This is a genomic window from Micavibrio aeruginosavorus ARL-13 (assembly GCF_000226315.1).
GTDB classification, from domain to species: domain Bacteria; phylum Pseudomonadota; class Alphaproteobacteria; order Micavibrionales; family Micavibrionaceae; genus Micavibrio; species Micavibrio aeruginosavorus_B.
This window is the reverse complement of sequence record NC_016026.1, coordinates 461,502-478,881: the sequence shown is the minus strand read 5'-3', so window position 1 is coordinate 478,881 and position 17,380 is coordinate 461,502. Positions and strand designations below refer to the sequence as shown.

The 17,380-nt window shown below is 55.9% G+C and carries 12 protein-coding genes, 2 tRNA genes and 2 rRNA genes; 2 read left to right on the top strand and 14 right to left on the bottom strand.

Annotation, left to right across the window (positions count from 1 at the left end):
- Window positions 1-78 precede the first annotated feature (78 nt).
- The 8 genes from MICA_RS02110 to MICA_RS02075 form a co-directional block, all read right to left on the bottom strand.
- Window positions 79-2,821: ribosomal RNA gene (locus MICA_RS02110) — 23S ribosomal RNA — on the bottom strand.
- Between the two features lie 177 nt (window positions 2,822-2,998).
- Window positions 2,999-3,074 (bottom strand) — tRNA-Ala (locus MICA_RS02105).
- A gap of 13 nt (window positions 3,075-3,087) precedes the next feature.
- Window positions 3,088-3,164, bottom strand: a tRNA-Ile gene (locus tag MICA_RS02100).
- A gap of 155 nt (window positions 3,165-3,319) precedes the next feature.
- Window positions 3,320-4,804: ribosomal RNA gene (locus MICA_RS02095) — 16S ribosomal RNA — on the bottom strand.
- Together the 16S and 23S rRNA genes with 2 tRNA genes alongside form the textbook arrangement of a ribosomal RNA operon.
- A gap of 564 nt (window positions 4,805-5,368) precedes the next feature.
- On the bottom strand, window positions 5,369-5,899 hold the full coding sequence (locus MICA_RS02090; RefSeq protein WP_014102021.1) for a hypothetical protein: 531 nt from the start codon (window positions 5,897-5,899) through the stop codon (window positions 5,369-5,371).
- Between the two features lie 74 nt (window positions 5,900-5,973).
- Window positions 5,974-6,504, bottom strand: coding sequence for a hypothetical protein (locus MICA_RS02085; RefSeq protein ID WP_236619942.1), 531 nt, complete (start codon window positions 6,502-6,504; stop codon window positions 5,974-5,976).
- Window positions 6,505-6,508: 4 nt separating this feature from the next.
- Complete coding sequence (locus MICA_RS02080) at window positions 6,509-7,165, bottom strand: hypothetical protein (RefSeq protein ID WP_014102019.1); 657 nt, start codon at window positions 7,163-7,165, stop codon at window positions 6,509-6,511.
- A 117-nt stretch (window positions 7,166-7,282) separates the two neighbouring features.
- Window positions 7,283-7,741, bottom strand: coding sequence for a DUF1489 family protein (locus tag MICA_RS02075; protein ID WP_014102018.1), 459 nt, complete (start codon window positions 7,739-7,741; stop codon window positions 7,283-7,285).
- Window positions 7,742-7,913: 172 nt separating this feature from the next.
- Here MICA_RS02075 and MICA_RS02070 point away from each other — a divergent pair, with 172 nt between their 5' ends.
- Together MICA_RS02070 and MICA_RS12490 are read left to right on the top strand one after the other, a co-directional pair.
- Entirely contained in the window at window positions 7,914-10,571 is a 2,658-nt protein-coding gene (locus MICA_RS02070; RefSeq protein ID WP_014102017.1) for an SLBB domain-containing protein, read from the top strand.
- A complete protein-coding gene (locus MICA_RS12490) occupies window positions 10,571-11,524 on the top strand; it encodes a glycosyltransferase family 2 protein (RefSeq protein ID WP_081463057.1) in 954 nt (317 codons plus the stop codon). The genes MICA_RS02070 and MICA_RS12490 overlap by 1 nt, the downstream gene beginning before the upstream one ends.
- Here MICA_RS12490 and MICA_RS02060 read toward each other — a convergent pair.
- From MICA_RS02060 to MICA_RS02035, 6 genes are read right to left on the bottom strand one after another with little or no spacing between them, the layout of a single operon-like run.
- Window positions 11,479-12,324: a glycosyltransferase family 2 protein gene (locus MICA_RS02060; RefSeq protein WP_014102015.1), complete on the bottom strand. Its 846-nt coding sequence runs from the start codon at window positions 12,322-12,324 to the stop codon at window positions 11,479-11,481. The two genes, MICA_RS12490 and MICA_RS02060, sit on opposite strands and share 46 nt — an antisense overlap.
- On the bottom strand, window positions 12,317-13,177 hold the full coding sequence (locus MICA_RS02055; protein ID WP_014102014.1) for a Wzz/FepE/Etk N-terminal domain-containing protein: 861 nt from the start codon (window positions 13,175-13,177) through the stop codon (window positions 12,317-12,319). The genes MICA_RS02060 and MICA_RS02055 overlap by 8 nt, the downstream gene beginning before the upstream one ends.
- A 3-nt stretch (window positions 13,178-13,180) precedes the next feature.
- Complete coding sequence (locus tag MICA_RS02050) at window positions 13,181-14,512, bottom strand: glycosyltransferase family 4 protein (RefSeq protein ID WP_014102013.1); 1,332 nt, start codon at window positions 14,510-14,512, stop codon at window positions 13,181-13,183.
- A 7-nt stretch (window positions 14,513-14,519) separates the two neighbouring features.
- Entirely contained in the window at window positions 14,520-15,800 is a 1,281-nt protein-coding gene (locus tag MICA_RS02045; RefSeq protein ID WP_014102012.1) for a hypothetical protein, read from the bottom strand.
- On the bottom strand, window positions 15,781-16,587 hold the full coding sequence (locus MICA_RS02040) for a sulfite exporter TauE/SafE family protein (protein WP_041794210.1): 807 nt from the start codon (window positions 16,585-16,587) through the stop codon (window positions 15,781-15,783). The genes MICA_RS02045 and MICA_RS02040 overlap by 20 nt, the downstream gene beginning before the upstream one ends.
- A 42-nt stretch (window positions 16,588-16,629) precedes the next feature.
- Window positions 16,630-17,238, bottom strand: coding sequence for a hypothetical protein (locus MICA_RS02035; protein WP_014102010.1), 609 nt, complete (start codon window positions 17,236-17,238; stop codon window positions 16,630-16,632).
- Between the last annotated feature and the right edge of the window lie 142 nt (window positions 17,239-17,380).

Here is a 17,380-nt window from a genome sequence, read left to right as displayed (position 1 = left end):
CTGGCCTATAAGCCAACCGCAACGAGCTTGCCGCTGCGCGTGATGTTCATATCGATGGTAAACCATACGACATGGAGTGAATTCAAGCCGATCGAGCAATTAGTAACAGTTAGCTTCAAGTGTTGCCACTCTTCCACACCTGTCCTATCAACGTGGTGGTCTTCCACGGCTCTGATAGGGAAACCTTGTTTTGAGGGGGGCTTCACGCTTAGATGCATTCAGCATTTATCCCTTCCACACATAGCTACCCAGCTGTGCCACTGGCGTGACAACTGGTGCACCAGAGGTGTGTCCATCCCGGTCCTCTCGTACTAAGGACAGCTCCTCTCAAGTTTCCAACACCCACGGCAGATAGGGACCGAACTGTCTCACGACGTTCTGAACCCAGCTCACGTACCTCTTTAAATGGCGAACAGCCATACCCTTGGGACCTGCTCCAGCCCCAGGATGAGATGAGCCGACATCGAGGTGCCAAACAGCGCCGTCGCTGGGGACGCTTGGGCGCTATCAGCCTGTTATCCCTAGAGTACCTTTTATTCGTTAAGTGATGCATCTTCCATACGAGTGCACCAGATCACTATGACCGTGTTTCCACTCTGCTCGACTTGTCAGTCTCGCAGTCAGGCAGGCTTATGCCATTGCACTCAAAAGTTGATTTCCGACCAACCTGAGCCTACCATCGCGCGCCTCCGTTACTGTTTGGGAGGCGACCGCCCCAGTCAAACTACCCACCATGCAGGGTCCGGATCCCGGATAACGGGATGCCGTTAGACACCAGGAAAATCAAGGGTGGTATTTCAAGGACGACTCCACACGAGCTGGCGCCCATGCTTCAAAGTCTCCCACCTATCCTACACATGACAATCCTGATGCCACTGCAAAGCTATAGTAAAGGTTCATAGGGTCTTTCCGTCTAACCGCGGGAACCCCGCATCTTCACGAGGAATTCAATTTCGCTGAGTCTGCTCTGGAGACAGTGGGGAAGTCGTTACGCCATTCGTGCAGGTCGGAACTTACCCGACAAGGAATTTCGCTACCTTAGGACCGTTATAGTTACGGCCGCCGTTTACTGGGGCTTCGATTCAGTGCTTGCACACCTCCTCTTAACCTTCCAGCACCGGGCAGGCGTCAGACCCTATACGTCGTCTTTAGACTTCGCAGAGCCCTGTGTTTTTGATAAACAGTCGCCACCCCCTGGTTTGTGTCCCCGGCCATTGGTTGCCCATAGGCCGGGCTTGCTTATCCCGAAGTTACGCAAGTAATTTGCCGAGTTCCTTCAGAACAGTTCTCTCAAGCGCCTTGGTATACTCTACCAGTCCACCTGTGTCGGTTTCGGGTACGGTCAATAATGATGGGGCTATTTCCTGGACGTCCCAGGCAGCACACTCAATCCGTTAAGAGCATACTGCTTTCGGCCGCCGTCACCTCCATCTGGCTCACGAATATTAACGTGATTCCCATCGACTACGCCTTTCGGCCTCGCCTTAGGGACCGGCTCACCCTGCGCGGATTAGCCTTGCGCAGGAACCCTTGGACTTTCGGCGACAGTGATTCTCACACTGTTTGTCGCTACTTATGTCAGAATTCTCACTTCTGATACCTCCAGCAACGCTCACGCGTCACCTTCGCAGGCTTACAGAACGCTCCGCTACCACTCCCGTAGGAGTCCTAAGCTTCGGTACATGACTTGAGCCCCGTAACATCTTCGGCGCGGAAACTCTTATTTAGACCAGTGAGCTATTACGCTTTCTTTAAATGATGGCTGCTTCTAAGCCAACATCCTGGTTGTCTTGGAGTTTCTACATCCTTTCCCACTTAGTCATGATTTGGGGACCTTAGCTGTAGGTCTGGGCTGTTTCCCTCTCGTCCTAGGACCTTATCACCCTAAGACTGTCTGCCATGTATTACTCCCGGGTATTCGGAGTTTGGTTGGGTTTGGTAAGGCTCGCGCCCCCCTAGCCCATCCAGTGCTCTACCCCCCGGGGTATTCGCATGACGCACTACCTAAATAGTTTTCGCGGAGAACCAGCTATTAGCCGACTTGATTGGCCTTTCACCCCTAACCACAGGTCATCCCACACTTTTTCAACAGTGATGAGTTCGGTCCTCCATTAGGTGTTACCCTAACTTCAACCTGCCCATGGCTAGATCGTCGGCTTTCGGGTCTAATGCTGCATACTTGGTCGCCCTATTCAGACTCGGTTTCCCTGCGCCTACACCTACCGGCTTAAGCTCGCATGCAACACTAACTCTCTGACCCATTATACAAAAGGTACGCCGTCACCCCATAAAGAGGCTCCGACTGTTTGTAGGCATCCGGTTTCAGGTCTGTTTCACTCCCCTTATCGGGGTACTTTTCACCTTTCCCTCACGGTACTGGTTCACTATCGGTCGATCAGTAGTACTTAGCCTTGGAGGATGGTCCCCCCATGTTCAGACAGGATTACTCGTGTCCCGCCTTACTCATAGACATTTGTGCTTTCTACCTATACAGGACTATCACCTACTTTGGTGTGCCTTTCCAGACACTTCTAGTTCTTACACAACTGCCATTGGGCTGGTCCGCGTTCGCTCGCCACTACTAACGGAGTCTCGGTTGATTTCCTTTCCTCTGGGTACTGAGATGTTTCAATTCCCCAGGTTCGCTTCGCTGCACCTATGAATTCAGTGCAGGATACCGCATAAAGCGGTGGGTTCCCCCATTCGGAGATCTGCGGGTCAATGGGTGTTCGCCCCTAACCGCAGCTTATCGCAGCGTACCACGTCCTTCATCGCCTCTGATCGCCAAGGCATTCACCAGATGCCCTTAAGACGCTTGAATTCAAACCACGCGCAGGGACAAGTCCGCTACGCTGGCTTATTTACTCAGCATTTCGTTAGACATTGGATATTGATGTCATACCTATTTACGATGTCAAAGAACCGAAGATCTTTCAATCTTCACTGCAATTCCCGTTTACACAGAAACTGGAGTGAACATTGGAAGGAAGAGAAAAAATGGTGGACCCAAGGAGGATCGAACTCCTGACCTCCTGAATGCAAATCAGGCGCTCTCCCAGCTGAGCTATGGGCCCATCTTTTGAAAAATGGTGGGCCTGGAAAGACTTGAACTTTCGACCCCACGCTTATCAAGCGTGTGCTCTAACCAACTGAGCTACAAGCCCCCGTTTGCAAAAACCAAACTCTCTAGGTTCGGTATTCACAACAACCAGGGCAAGCCCAGTCGCTATGAAGTGGTTCTTATCTGAAGGAAGAGATACGCCGGCAGCAGTGCGAGGCTTTCATCTTACGATGAAGGTTATGCCAAACACATCCTTAGAAAGGAGGTGATCCAGCCGCAGGTTCCCCTACGGCTACCTTGTTACGACTTCGTCCCAGTCACTGACCCTACCGTGGTCGGCTGCCTCCATAGGTTAGCGTACCGCCTTCAGGTAGAACCAACTCCCATGACGTGACGGGCGGTGTGTACAAGACCCGGGAACGTATTCACCGTGGCATGCTGATCCACGATTACTAGCGATTCCAACTTCATGCCCTCGAGTTGCAGAGGACAATCTGAACTGAGATGGCTTTTAGAGATTAGCGCCTCCTTGCGGAGTGGCTGCTCACTGTCACCACCATTGTAGCACGTTTGTAGCCCTACTCGTAAGGGCCATGATGACTTGACGTCGTCCCCACCTTCCTCCGGCTTATCACCGGCGGTCTCGCACGAGTGCCCAGCATTACCTGATGGCAACATACGATGAGGGTTGCGCTCGTTGCGGGACTTAACCCAACATCTCACGACACGAGCTGACGACAGCCATGCAGCACCTGTCACTCCCCCGGCCGAACCGAAGACAATCATCTCTGAAAGTCAAAAGGAGGATACAAGAGTAGGTAAGGTTCTTCGCGTTGCTTCGAATTAAACAACATGCTCCACCGCTTGTGCGGGTCCCCGTCAATTCCTTTGAGTTTTAACCTTGCGGCCGTACTTCCCAGGCGGTGTGCTTAGTGCGTTAGCTGCGCCGCCGAAAGCCTAAGACTCCCGACAGCTAGCACACATCGTTTACGGCGTGGACTACCAGGGTATCTAATCCTGTTTGATCCCCACGCTTTCGTGCCTCAGCGTCAATACCAGTCCAGTTGGGCGCCTACGCCACTGGTGTTCCTCCGAATATCTGCGAATTTCACCTCTACACTCGGAATTCCCCCAACCTCTCCTGGATTCAAGCTTTGCAGTCACAAAAGCAATTCTGGAGTTAAGCTCCAGGATTTCACTTCTGTCTTACAAAACCGCCTACGCACGCTTTACGCCCAGTGATTCCGAACAACGCTCGCTCCCTTCGTATTACCGCGGCTGCTGGCACGAAGTTAGCCGGAGCTTTTTCTGGTGCTACCATCATCATTTTCACACCTAAAAGAGCTTTACAACCCGAAGGCCTTCATCACTCACGCGGCATGGCTGGATCAGGGTTTCCCCCATTGTCCAATATTCCTTACTGCTGCCTCCCGTAGGAGTCTGGGCCGTGTCTCAGTCCCAGTGTGGCTGATCATCCTCTCAGACCAGCTATGGATCGTCGCCTTGGTAGGCCGTTACCCCACCAACTAGCTAATCCAACGCGGGCTGATCCCTAGGCGATAAATCTTTGATCCGGAGATATTATGCGGTATTAGCGTTCGTTTCCAAACGTTGTTCCGCACCTAAGGGCACATTCCCACGCGTTACTCACCCGTGCGCCACTCCCCTTGCGGGGCGTTCGACTTGCATGTATTAGGCCTGCCGCCAGCGTTCGTTCTGAGCCAGGATCAAACTCTCAAGTTTGAATCCATCACTGTTAAAAAACAGCAAAGTTCGAGAACCTGCTTATATATATGCGTCATGTGCGTCGAATAGACACGCAGACATCATTAAGCAGGCTTGTGTGTAACGTGTTCAACACGACCACCAAGCACTGCTGCCTGCGCATCTCTTCCTTCATTCACGATGTACAAGAACCGTTTTCTTACAGCCGGACACCGCATAAAGCGTGTCGTGTCCGTTCATAAAAAAGCCGGGCGAACCCGACGTCTTCGTTGACTGTGGAGCGAGTATTTAGTCGTTACCCGAACCGTTGTCAACCATCTTTTTCAATCTTTTTTCAAAGTTTTTCCAAGATGCTGGCCGACGTTTCCATCTGCCGAGGGAGCGAGTATTTAGTCGGTACTCACTCCGTTGTCAATCATCTTTTTCAATCTTTTTTCAAAGTTTTTCGAAGATGCTGGCTGACGTTGCCGCCTGCCGAGGTCGCCCCTTATATAGGGGGTCCCTGACCCTGTCAAAGGGAATTTGGCGATTTTTTACAAAAAACTTTAAAAAATCGTAAACCCCTTGGAAATCCGCCATTTTTTACTTGGGCACGAGGGCCAAATGACCTGTTTTGCGTGGTGCCAAAGCCCGGTAGGCTCCGACCAAAGCCTGCATTTCCGCCAGAGTCGGCTGATTAAAATGCACCTGGTCCAGAAAACAGCCTGCATCACCCAACCTCAGGGCTCTTAAAAGGGTTTCCATTTCCGGGATCACCGCCTCCAACGCCATAGGACGGCCAAATAGTGGCTCGGAAACCACGCTTGTCGTAACGCAATCCGCGCAATGGCCTCGACCTTCCATAAAGCCGCTGACACGACGCACCGCAAACAATGTCCGCACACCGGCCGGTTTTCCAATACGCTCCGCGAGCAGGCAATCCCACGCACGCTGCATATATCCGTTTTCGCTAATACTAAAATCGCGCCCGATAGGAACCGTGTTAAATGCAGACACCGCATCCAGGTGCCCAACAATGACAGACAGATCGGGCGGCGCGGCGACAGGATCTGACAGCGTGCGGCGCGTCACGATCAATCCGAAAAATTTTCTGAGGCCGTCATAACCAGACATCGGCACATGCACTCCGTTTCCAATCAGGCGCGTGGGTCAAAGAATAGTTACGCAGGACGATGCATGAGCGGATGCTACTTCACCAGCTTGAGAAAATCTTTTTTCACCGGGCAGAGCATGCGATAGGCATCCACAAGCTGGCGCGCATCTTCTATCGTGGTGCGCTCGAACGTCATTGTACACGGACCAATGCCGAACACGCGACGCCTTTCATCTTGCAACACCATCATTACAGGAAAAATTTTTTCCAGCGGCAGCACAATGCCCAATTCCGTATAAGCCGGATCACCCAACTGACCATACGGCGCACAGCCCATACGCTGCGATGCCCAACCATGAGCCCAGCGCAAACGGAAGGCCGTGCGCACGCCCGCCGGTTCACCCACCCGGTCCGCGAGCAGGCACATCCAGTCATAGTGAACGGTATAATCCGGCATCGTTTGAAAGTTTTTCGCCAACGGCATGGCATACAGACCATGAATGTCGTTGATCTGCTGCAACAGACTCTCAATTTGCGCACGGTGCTTAACGGCTGTGCGATCCAGTGCAGGCACCCAACCGTATAGAGTTTTTTTAAAATGCTCCCGTAACGTCGCGAGGATCATTGCCTTATTTTTTCAAGCTCAATGTTTGCTTCGGTGTCTGGTCGCGCACGCCATATGTGGCATCCGTCAGGATCGTGGTGATTTTTTCGAGAATCTGATTCATCACAGCACCATGTTCCGCGTACTCTTCATGAATGCGCTGGATATTTGGAATATCCAGAAAGGGTGCTGCTGACGACAGACTGGCGCAAATGCCCCCCATCGCAGTGGTGGCTCCGCGTGCCATCACACCGATATCGGCAGCAAATTTACGCGAGCCGCTGCGCACCGGTAAGGCAAGGTTGGGGGTCACGACCGTTTCATTGCGGGCGGCGATATTATGCGCCTGGTTCAACTGCGCCAGCCAGGCCACACAGGTTCCGAGTGCCATTTGCGAGTTTTGCAACGGATCGCCACCAAGGGGACGAAACTGCGCGCACATCGCATCCTGAAAATCGCGCTCCGCGTCCCCCAAAGGCCGCGGCGTTGCCTGTGACAGGGATTTCAAGGCCAGCGCATTGGTCTGGGTGATATCCTTTATGTGCTGAACACATTCGAGCAGGGTTTTCAGTTCCCGCGCGCTTAAATAACGATCCGTCGGCGGAGGAAGAGGCTCGGGGGTTGGCTGCGTTTGCAAACCAAAGGCGCGGCGGAGCTTTCCGCCCAGATCTTTCCAATCCATGTTTTTAATCCCTGCATTCTTGTTTTTCTTTTTCTTATGGCTGCGATTTAGTCCATAAAATGCAGGAAAAGAAAGCCTTATTTTCCAGAATATTACAAGAAAATTCGAGATGCCCCCTTAAATCAATCCCGCATCGCGCAATTGCGCGGCCAGATCGGCAGGCATTTCATCATCTTCAGCGGCCAGATCCGGGTCGAAAAAGCGCAGATCGGGCGGGGCTTTGGCCGGATCAAGGTATCGCCACCCCTGAAATGCTCGGTGCGGCATGGCCGCCACCAGCATCAAAGCCGGGTCCAGAACCAGCCGACAATACGGCCCCTCATCCGTATCCTCCATCTCAAAGCCCAAAAAGGCCTGTCGCGCCTGAATACGGCCCTTGATGATCCAATATATGGACCCGCCATTCAGCAGCCCACCATCCCGCGTGGGCTTACGCCGGGTCCACGCACAAGTGGCCAACGCGCCATCAAAATCAAACAGGCGGGATGATTGCAGCGCATGCAGGTGCCCGACATCGTCCACACCAACGGCCAGCTTGATCAGATGAATGGGGTCATTGGAAATTATTTTGGCCATTTTACTGGATTGTCCGGGGCAAAGGAGTGAATGGGGATTAACAAGGCCAAAACAACGAGGCTATACTAATGGTTGCTATAGTATGTTTTATATAACCACTTTGTTTTGTACTGATTTATACCTCGTCTATATCATGGCCAGAGCCCGGAAATTCAAGTCCACCCGATTTTTTATGCAGAGCGGCCTGTGCACCGTCTGGGTGTTGACGGGGCTTGCCTTCGGTGCGCCGAGCGCCCGGGCGCAGGATTTCCTGCCTATGCAAATTGCGCCTTGGTCCACGGATACCCGCAACATCGCCCGCGTAACCCAGGCCCGAACGGATATTCAGGCCGGAGGACACCAGCAAGCAGCCCCAGCCGCCGCATCACCCCCCGCCCGCAAAGCCGGAACCCTGACGCCACTGACCCCACAGGATTACGAACCTCTGCTGGCCGATTTGCTGGCGCGGGACGAAATGTTGGCCCGCATGGTGGGGCACCATGTCAGCCCGCTGTCCAGCATCGAAGAATTTTACGCTGGTCGCGTAGTCGATCCGCTGGAGCAATTTGGTTACGATCTGTTTGAGAATTTCAGCGCACCCAGCACGCAAGCGCGCGGCAAACAGACGGATGGTGAGCCATCTCCCACCCCACAGGCCGCATTACCAGCCGGCGCGGTGCAGGACAATTTTGTTTTATCCACGGGTGACCGCCTGAACATCACCTTCCGCGGCCAACGGCGCGATCAGGGCATTTATACAATTACAACAGACGGCCTGTTGATCCTTGATGATCTGCCACCCGTCTCCGCCGCCGGGCGCACCATCGGCCAATTGCGCGAAGCCCTCGCCGCATCAGCGGATAGTTTGTACAACACTGATATTTACGTCTCATTGGAAAGTGTTCGGCAGGTGAACGTGCTGGTGGTCGGCAATGTCCGCAAACCGGGCCGCCAAACCTTGACCGTGTTCCACACGGCGCTGGATGCGCTGATGCAGGCAGACGGCATTGATAAGAACGGATCGTTGCGCCAGATCAAACTGGTCCGCGATGGCCGCACGACGATGGTGGATCTATACGGCCTATTGATTCATGGCAGCAGCGGCATGGACCTGGCCCTGCGTGATGGGGACCGTTTGATCGTTCCGCCGCTGGGGCCCACGATTGCCGTGGCCGGTGGCGTAAAACGCCCGGGCATCTATGAGATTTTGCCTGCCTTGAAGGGCATGAAACACGCACCGGAAAAATCCAGTGAATTTCTGTCCATGCAGGAAGCCTTGGATATGGCTGGCGGCTTGGTCAGCCCGGGAAATAATCGTTTCATGAAACTGGGCCTGCATCGCAATGGCCAGGAAACTGTGGAGACGATCACCGATCCATTCACACCCGCATTAAATGACGGATCGATTTTGATGGTGGCGCGCGCCGATGACAAACGCGCCGGATTGGTCGAGTTGGTCGGGCACACACGCCAGCCGGGATTGCACCCATTATCCTCCAGCAAAACACTGGCGGCATTGCTGAGTGACCGATCCATGTTCGGGGCCGATATTTACCCGCTGATTGGCGCGATTGAACGGTGGGATGATGAGCGCATGGCGCGCATCTTCCTCGACTTCCCGCCCATTCTGGTGGCGCAGGGGCAATATGATCAGGAATTAAAAGATGGCGATATCGTCCATCTGTTTTCCCGGTCGCAGATGATGGCCCTGCAGAAACAAAAATTTAATCCAGCAAGCATCGAACCCGCCGCCGGATCGGTTGATGAAACCGATATAGATCCGGCGGACACCGTCACGGGCGACCCAGCCCTGTCCGCCTTTCTGGCAGAGCGCACGATTTCGGTGCGCGGGGCGGTGCGCGATTCCGGCGTATGGCCCGTCGCCGCTGGCACCACGCTCGATTCCGTTCTGGCCGTGGCTGGGGGTCTCAGCCTGGAAGCCAATACATCGAATATCGAAGTGACCCGCACGCATGACGCCAGCATTCCGGATACGGAAAGCTCGATCCCGTTCCGCACCGCCGTCAATATGAATGACACGGATCCGAAAACGGTTGCGATCAACCCCGGCGACACCGTGCGCGTCAAACAGAAATTCCGCAAAGCCGAAGGCCAGAGCGTTACCATCATTGGCGAGGTCAACAACCCCGGTAAGTATGATCTGGTGCCCGGTGACACATTGCGCGACCTGTTCGCCCGCGCGGGCGGTATTACCGACCAAGCCTATCCCGACGGAACCATCTTCAGCCGCGAATCCGAACGCAAGGCCGAGGAAGAACGCTTCCGCGCCGCCGCGCGGGAAATGGAACGTGCGTTGGCCACCGCCCTGCACAAGGAAAAAGACGCACCAGACATGACCCAGATTGCGATGGTGCAGGATCTGGCCGCCGAATTGCGGAATGTCGAGGCCGTAGGCCGTATCACGGTTGAAGCCGACCCCACCGTGCTGGAGGTGCAACCGGAACTGGATATATTGCTGGAGGCTGGTGACCGTATTTACGTGCCGCGCCGCCCGTTGACCGTGCGGGTTGAAGGCGAAGTGCTATCCCCCGCCGCCCTGCAATTCCGCAACGGCAAAAATCCGCGTGATTATATTGCCGAGGCCGGTGGCCCCAGCCATTTCGCGGATCAGGATCGCGCCTTTGTCCTGTACCCCGATGGCAGTGCTCAACCTTTGTTCATCAGCGCATGGAACCACAAGGCCAGCATGATCCCGCCGGGGTCCACCATTGTCGTGCCGCGTGACCCCAAACCGTTCGATTTTATCGAGAGCGCGAAGGATGTCAGCCAGATCCTGTCCAATCTGGCCGTCACGGGCATTTTCCTGAGCGATATCCGGGATGATGATTGATGATGTTCAGCATCGTCACCATCACTCGGAATGATCTGGCCGGGTTACACGCCACATATAAATCCGTTCAATCCCAGACCTGCACCGATTACGAATGGATCGTGATTGACGGTGCATCGGATGATGGCACGGTGGCATATTTGCAAAATTTATCTTCCCAAACCCCTTCATCCCCCCACCCTACCCTCCCCCCTTTACAAGAGGGGAGGAAAGAAGAAGAAGAAATACTGCTTCCCCCTGAGCAAGAGGTGAGGGTGGAGGAAGAAATACCCCTCCCCCCTCAGCGAGGGGGGAGGCTGGGTGGGGGGAGAGAAAATGGCACTGGGGGGCGTGCAATCCTCTGGACCAGCGAACCCGATGCGGGCCTGTATGACGCAATGAACAAGGGACTGGCCCGTGCCACAGGGGATTACATCATCTTCCTGAACGGTGGCGACCAGTTTGCCGATGACAATGTTTTAAGCAATTTGTCGCAATTGATCGGCATGGCCAGCACAAAGCCCGGCTTTATTTACGGCGATGCGCTGGAAACGCTGCCCGATGGGCAAACAGCCTATAAAGCCGCCCGTCCCTTTATCAAGGTGGATCTGGGCATGTTCACGCATCATCAAGCCATGGTCTATGCCCGCAACGTTATCGGCGATATGCACTACGACACGCGGTATAAAATCGCGGCGGATTATAAATTCACCCTGCAAACACTTGGGGCAACACGGGCGATTTATTATGTGCCCGCCCCGTTTTGCCTTTTCGCCCATGGCGGCCTGTCCCAAACCCGCACCGCGCTCGGGCGGCGGGAGCAATTTGACATTCGCCGGGAATTGGGTGTGGTTGGCCCCATCAGGAACCGGGCCATTACAACATTACAGATGATCAATATGGGTGTACGGCGGATATGCCCGCCCCTTTATTGGGCATTGAAGGCCCGGCGTGATAACGCCGCGATACGGTGATAATACCAGCCGCGCGCGCGGGCAAAATCAAACCCCGCCCATCCATCCAGAAACCCGCATCTCCAGACATAGCAATATAAGAACGCCACGACACCCCGGGCGGGCAATGCGCGAAAGATCCGTTTCAAACGATGCCGCCCGGCCACAGGGTCAACAGGCCACGCATTGCGCGCGTTCATGCCCGCTTCCCATTGGGCGTAGCGTTCATGCCGTTCATACCACCGGGCCGGGTCCGTCGCCGCATCATGGGTCAGCATCGGGGACAGCACACCAATCCGCGCGCCCGATTTTTTTGCCACGGGTTGATAATGCCCCTCAATCTCCCCCATACCCGGCAAACCCAGATCATCGACGACCGGGAACATGAAGGCATGGCGGTTGAACAACGCCAGTTTGTTATTGGTCAGTCCAAAGCGCAGGACCCGCCCACCCCAGACGTAACGCCCGCGCACGAAATACCCATCCGCATCCGGCGCACCCGATACAAACAAATCGGCAATCGCACGGGTCAGGTCCGGCGTGACAATTTCATCCGCATCGACAAAAAACACCCAATCATGGGCCAATGTCACATGATCCAGGCACCATTGCCGTTTTTTCGGATACGCCCCATCCCATGTATAGGCAACCGTGTCCGCACCAAAGGATTGCGCCACGGAAAACGTATCGGCATCACCGCCGCTGTCGACCACGATGATTTGATCAAAGCCGGACAACGCAGCCAGTGTGGGCGACAGGAATGCCCCCTCGCCCTTGGTCACGATAATAACGGAAACGGGAATGACCGGATGGTCAGGCATGGCGATCACGGCGACCGAAGATTAGCCCCAGGCAATAGAAGAGCACGGCCCCGGCAAAGACAAAGGCGGGCAGAACGATGGATTTACGCGGCCACACCGCGCGGGCGGACGCCGAGGGCGATTCCGCAATCACGGCGGCAAAAGCTTCATCCATCGCCAGCATCATGCGGACATGTTCCTGTTCCATCAGCAGATTGGTCAGCGCCCGGCGGTGGTCCGGGTGATCGGTGCGGCGCAAAGCGTCCTGTAAATAGGCAGAGCGCGCATCGGCCCGCGTGCGCACATCATTGCGGATCAAACGATCCGCCGCATCATGCACCAGCGTTAAAAAACCGGTCGCCCATTCGCGATCCGGATGGTTCAGAACAACGCGGCGCATTGTGGTGGTGCCAACGGGTTCAATTTTAATCGTGCGCGCCATCCAGTCGGCCAATTCCGCCGGATCACGAATGTCCGCCCCCGCGGAAATACGCAAGGACCGCGATGCCCGCACACCATCCGCCACATCCTTGTTCTTCATCACAATTGCGGCCACATCGGCCCCGCGCATGATATTTTCCAGTCGGGAGAAATCGGTCGTATCCTGCGCCCCGATGGAGCTGGCCAGATATTGCAAGGCAAAGGTTGCGTTATCGGGCAGCAACGCCTTGATATCCGTGCCCGTCCCGCGATCCGCCGGGGCGATCAGCATGCTGACCCGGTATTGCGGCACGGCCAGCGCCAGAAAAGCAAAGGCCGCCAGCACGCCCGCAACCATGCCCGCCATGATCCATCCGCGCAAACGCCACCAATCGCGCAACAGATCGATCAGATCGGGTTCCGGGGCATTCATGGTCTGGCTGTGTGTGGACATAAATTACTCGGCTGCGTGAATGGTCACGGATGGGGGCTGTTGAACCGCATTATCCTGCGCCACCGGGGTGGGCACGGTAACCTTCGGCTTGGCCGACGGCGGTGTCAGCGGACGACCCACCACGTCACGAGCCCGTTTGATCCACGCATTGATGGATTCGGACGGCACGAAAATGCGCCCGGCCTGCGCCGAGCCATCATGGGCATTGTGCCACGCGTTCCCATCCATACGCAGGGTCAGGATGGTTTGTGCCAATGTTTCCGGCTCACCCTGGGCCACAACGGCGCCGGCATGGAAATCGGAAATAACCTTGGCCACTTCGCTGTTCATCGGGCCGACGAACACACACGGGCGACCAACGGCCAGCGCAGAATAAAGTTTGGACGGAACCAGCAACCCGGCCGCATCATGCTTCATTGAAATGATGTGAACATCGCCGCTTTCCATCAGCGGGCGCAAACGGCGGTTCGGCTGGCGCGGCAGCAGACGAATATTTTCCAAGCCGCGGCGCGCGCGTTCATGCGCCAGACGGTCCAGCCCCGGGCCATCACCCACGAATACAAATTCAATATCCGGGCATTGATGTTGCAGAATGGCCGCCGCATCGACAATGGTGTGAATCGGATGCGCCCGGCCAATCGTTCCGGCATACAGAACGCGGAATTTCGGCGCGCCATCATCCTTGAACAATTCTTCGAATGGCTTGGCGGGGATGGACGCATCGGCTTCAACCGCCGCTTCGTTCATTGCATCCGTCATCGTGCGGGTCAGTTCCTGATCCGGCCAATTGGGAATAACCGCAATGCGCTTCGGGTCCAATCCGGTTTTCGTCAATTGACGGGCCATGCACCGGCCAATCACAACAATTTTTTCACAACGGCGCATCGCGTTGAATGACAGTGCGCTCAACCCGCTCATCATAAAATCAGGCAAGCGGATACCGATGGAGGGCAACAAGTCCGGGTACAGATCCTGACACCAATGGATGTGTTTGGTTTTACGGGCACGCGCCATGATGCCACCGGCAACCACCATCATCGGCGGATCGGTCATCGTGACGATCAAATCGGGGCGCGGCAATTTCAAACCCGCAATCATCATGCGCACCCAGGCCGCGCCATAGGTGAACAGGTTGCGGGATTTTGTATTCGATTTCAGACGGATCACGCGCACGTCACCGTCGCGGTCTTCACGCGCCACGGATGCGGTCGTCACCACCGTCACCGCCCAGCCATCACGCGCCATCGCCCGCGCCAGATCGCGCAGGACACGGCCCGTCGCCCCCCGGTCCGAGGGGTATACACGGTTGAAAAATATGACGGACGGTCTGCTCATCCCGAAATCATTTAAAATCTGCGTTATTGGGTATGGTTTTGAATACAACAGGATTGCCGGGCTGTCCACCGGGGGACACGGCTGCGGTCCGGGCGCTATACAATGCAGCCAGAAGCAAAATAAGACCGAAATCCAATGACTTAAAGCTGGCATAGAGCAGATAGTCGATGACCATGGGCGCGCCCAGCGCCACGACCAAAATCGGGTGAATCGGCAAAAACCGTATCAAAGCAAGGGCCAAGCCCCCGAAATAGGCCAACCCCAGCCCCACCCCGATCAGACCGGATTTAAGCCATAACGTCGTGCCAAGGTTGTGGGTAAATGTGACGATGCTGTCCCCCACCGCCGGGGATTGGACGGTTGCCCCCCACCCATTCCCAAACAGGATGGCCCCGATTCCGTGCAGGGCGTCCCGCACGGCGGCCGCTTCCTGCCACCGCATATTGGCCCCGACCATGACGTTCTTGTGCGCCAGCCCCGCCACCACATCGGCCAAGGGGGCCCACACCATCAGACACAACACCGCAAGACCCAAAAGCGGCACCACCATGCGACGTGGTTTTTTGACGATGCCAATCGCGATCCAGAAGGCCAGCCCCAAAGCCAGCAACCCCAGTGACGCCCGTTGCAACACCAACGCCATCGCCGCCAGCGGGATCAATGCCACACCCGATAATATCGCGGCGCTTATCATAGCGTTCGCGTTGATCCGTCGGGTGATGATCCACCCCGCCGCCCCCAGCAACGCCATCGCGGCAAACAAAACGCTCGGCGCGTTGGCCAGACGGCGCGGATCTTGCCCGCTCAGATTCATACCCAGTTGCGCGGCATGATCCATACCGGAACTGGCCAGCGCCAGTGGCGCAACAACACGCGCGGCAAAAATAACGCCAAGAACGACAACACAAGCCGTCACAATAAAATGCCACCGCACCCGGTCACGCACGGTATCAACCATAAACACGGGCAACAGCATAAACAGGAATGGGACGATATCACGCACGATGTTACCGGGGCTGGCCCCGGCGATCACCGCACCCACCAGCGGCACGCTCAGACCATACAGAAGGAAAAATTGCCCCGCCCGGAACCAAAACGGATGCGCATCACCACGCACCGGTGTCACAGCCCGCGCAAAGGACCGCAACCCCACCGCCGCGGTCAGCAACACCCCAACAAGAATTTCGGGCCAGCCAAAAGCGGGCGGCGTGGGTTCGCCCCACAGGGCGTAGACCAAAATCGCGGCACATAACGCCGCGCATTGCACATCACGATAGGTTGAAAACATCCATCATCATCCGTGCGGCAACAATGATCAGGAACACGGCAAAAACCCGCCGCAACATATCAACGGGAATGGCATGCGCCACGCGCGCGCCCAGCGGCGCAAAGGCGACCGCCAGCGGAATAATCATGATGGCGGCCAGCATATTCACGAACCCCAGACTGAAAGGCGGGCGATCCGGCGCGGACCAACCGATCAGGATAAATCCCATCATCGCCGGAATTGAAATCACCAGCCCCAGTGCCGATGCCGTTCCAACCGCCTGACGCATATCCACGCGCCCCATGGTCATAAAGGGCACACTGACCGTTGCGCCACCGATGCCCATCAGGGTTGATAAACACCCGATCACAGCCCCCGCCACCGTGCGCCATGGCTGGTCCGGCACATCATTCCACACCGTGGTCCGGCGCGGATCGACCAACATGATCACGGCCAACGCGGCCAATGCAAAGGCAAAAACCATTTTCAACGACTGGCCGGAAATGGAATCCGCAATCAACGTCCCCATCAAAACGCCCGCCACAATCCCGATACCGATGGATTTGATTAAATCCATTCGCACACTGCCCCGGTACGCGTGCGCACGCACGGATGACAACCCCGTCGGGATAATCACGGCCAGCGATGTCCCCACCGCGACATGCATCAGATGATCCGGCGCAAACCCCAGCGCCGCAAACATGAAATACAGCCCCGGCACCAGAACGATGCCCCCGCCAATACCCAACAACCCGGCCAGAAAACCGGAAACCGCCCCCAGCAGCGCCAAGAGCGGTCCCCAAACCATCAACAATGAAGGATCAATCGACACAGAAAGAATGCAAACGGATCAGCGTGACGAATTGAACAATTTACGCGGCGCGTCGGCCTTGTCCTTCTCCGCACGTGGATTGGAAAAAACAACGTTCGCCCCGTTATACGGATCCGCCGGATTGGTTTGGGCCTGGGCCGTCGCACCGGTCACGCCCCCCGCGCTTGCCCCGGATTGTTCCGCTTTTTTCTGCGCCTGCTTCATCTGCGCCTCAAACTGCGCCTTGATCTGCGCGGCCCGGGCGCTGCGTTCGCTGGCATTTTGCTGGGCCTGCGCGGCCTTGGCGGCCTGATTGTCCTTGTACAATTTGTTCGGGTCAACGGGCTTGGACACCTGCGTCCCCTTCATGCCATAAGACCGCCCGTTCGGCACGGCGTTCGGCAAAGCGTTCGCCGTTTCGCGTTTGGTGAACAGAGGCGAGGCCCCGCTTTCTTTCTTCGTTGAATTATAAACGCCCCCTGTTGGAGCCGTAGCATTCCCGCTCGACTTCGTGCTGTTGTACACGGCGCTGCCGCTGGTGGTGCCGTTATTCTTCGCGGTCTGGGCCCAAACCGGACCCGTCGCCGTCAACACAGCCACAACCAGAGCCGTCACGAAAAATCGATAATTCAATGCGCACGCCGCCATGGATATTCCCCTCTTCAAAACCTGTTTTTCGATTATATCAGCCCATGCCTCTGGATGGAAATTCCCACACACCAAAATGGGGCAAAAAGCGCAGAAAAACGCCCTCCCCCAAAGATCGAACTTATGTTAACCCCCTTTTAAG

Coding starts and splice junctions, on each gene's coding strand:
- MICA_RS02050 (WP_014102013.1), bottom strand. CDS start 14,512: ATGAGCAGACCGTCCGTCATATTTTTCAACCGTGTATACCCCTCGGAC.
- MICA_RS02080 (WP_014102019.1), bottom strand. CDS start 7,165: ATGGATTGGAAAGATCTGGGCGGAAAGCTCCGCCGCGCCTTTGGTTTG.
- MICA_RS02090 (WP_014102021.1), bottom strand. CDS start 5,899: ATGTCTGGTTATGACGGCCTCAGAAAATTTTTCGGATTGATCGTGACG.
- MICA_RS02035 (WP_014102010.1), bottom strand. CDS start 17,238: ATGGCGGCGTGCGCATTGAATTATCGATTTTTCGTGACGGCTCTGGTT.
- MICA_RS02070 (WP_014102017.1), top strand. CDS start 7,914: ATGCAGAGCGGCCTGTGCACCGTCTGGGTGTTGACGGGGCTTGCCTTC.
- MICA_RS12490 (WP_081463057.1), top strand. CDS start 10,571: ATGATGTTCAGCATCGTCACCATCACTCGGAATGATCTGGCCGGGTTA.
- MICA_RS02045 (WP_014102012.1), bottom strand. CDS start 15,800: ATGTTTTCAACCTATCGTGATGTGCAATGCGCGGCGTTATGTGCCGCG.
- MICA_RS02040 (WP_041794210.1), bottom strand. CDS start 16,587: ATGGTTTGGGGACCGCTCTTGGCGCTGCTGGGGGCGGTTTCCGGTTTT.
- MICA_RS02075 (WP_014102018.1), bottom strand. CDS start 7,741: ATGGCCAAAATAATTTCCAATGACCCCATTCATCTGATCAAGCTGGCC.
- MICA_RS02085 (WP_236619942.1), bottom strand. CDS start 6,504: ATGATCCTCGCGACGTTACGGGAGCATTTTAAAAAAACTCTATACGGT.
- MICA_RS02060 (WP_014102015.1), bottom strand. CDS start 12,324: ATGCCTGACCATCCGGTCATTCCCGTTTCCGTTATTATCGTGACCAAG.
- MICA_RS02055 (WP_014102014.1), bottom strand. CDS start 13,177: ATGTCCACACACAGCCAGACCATGAATGCCCCGGAACCCGATCTGATC.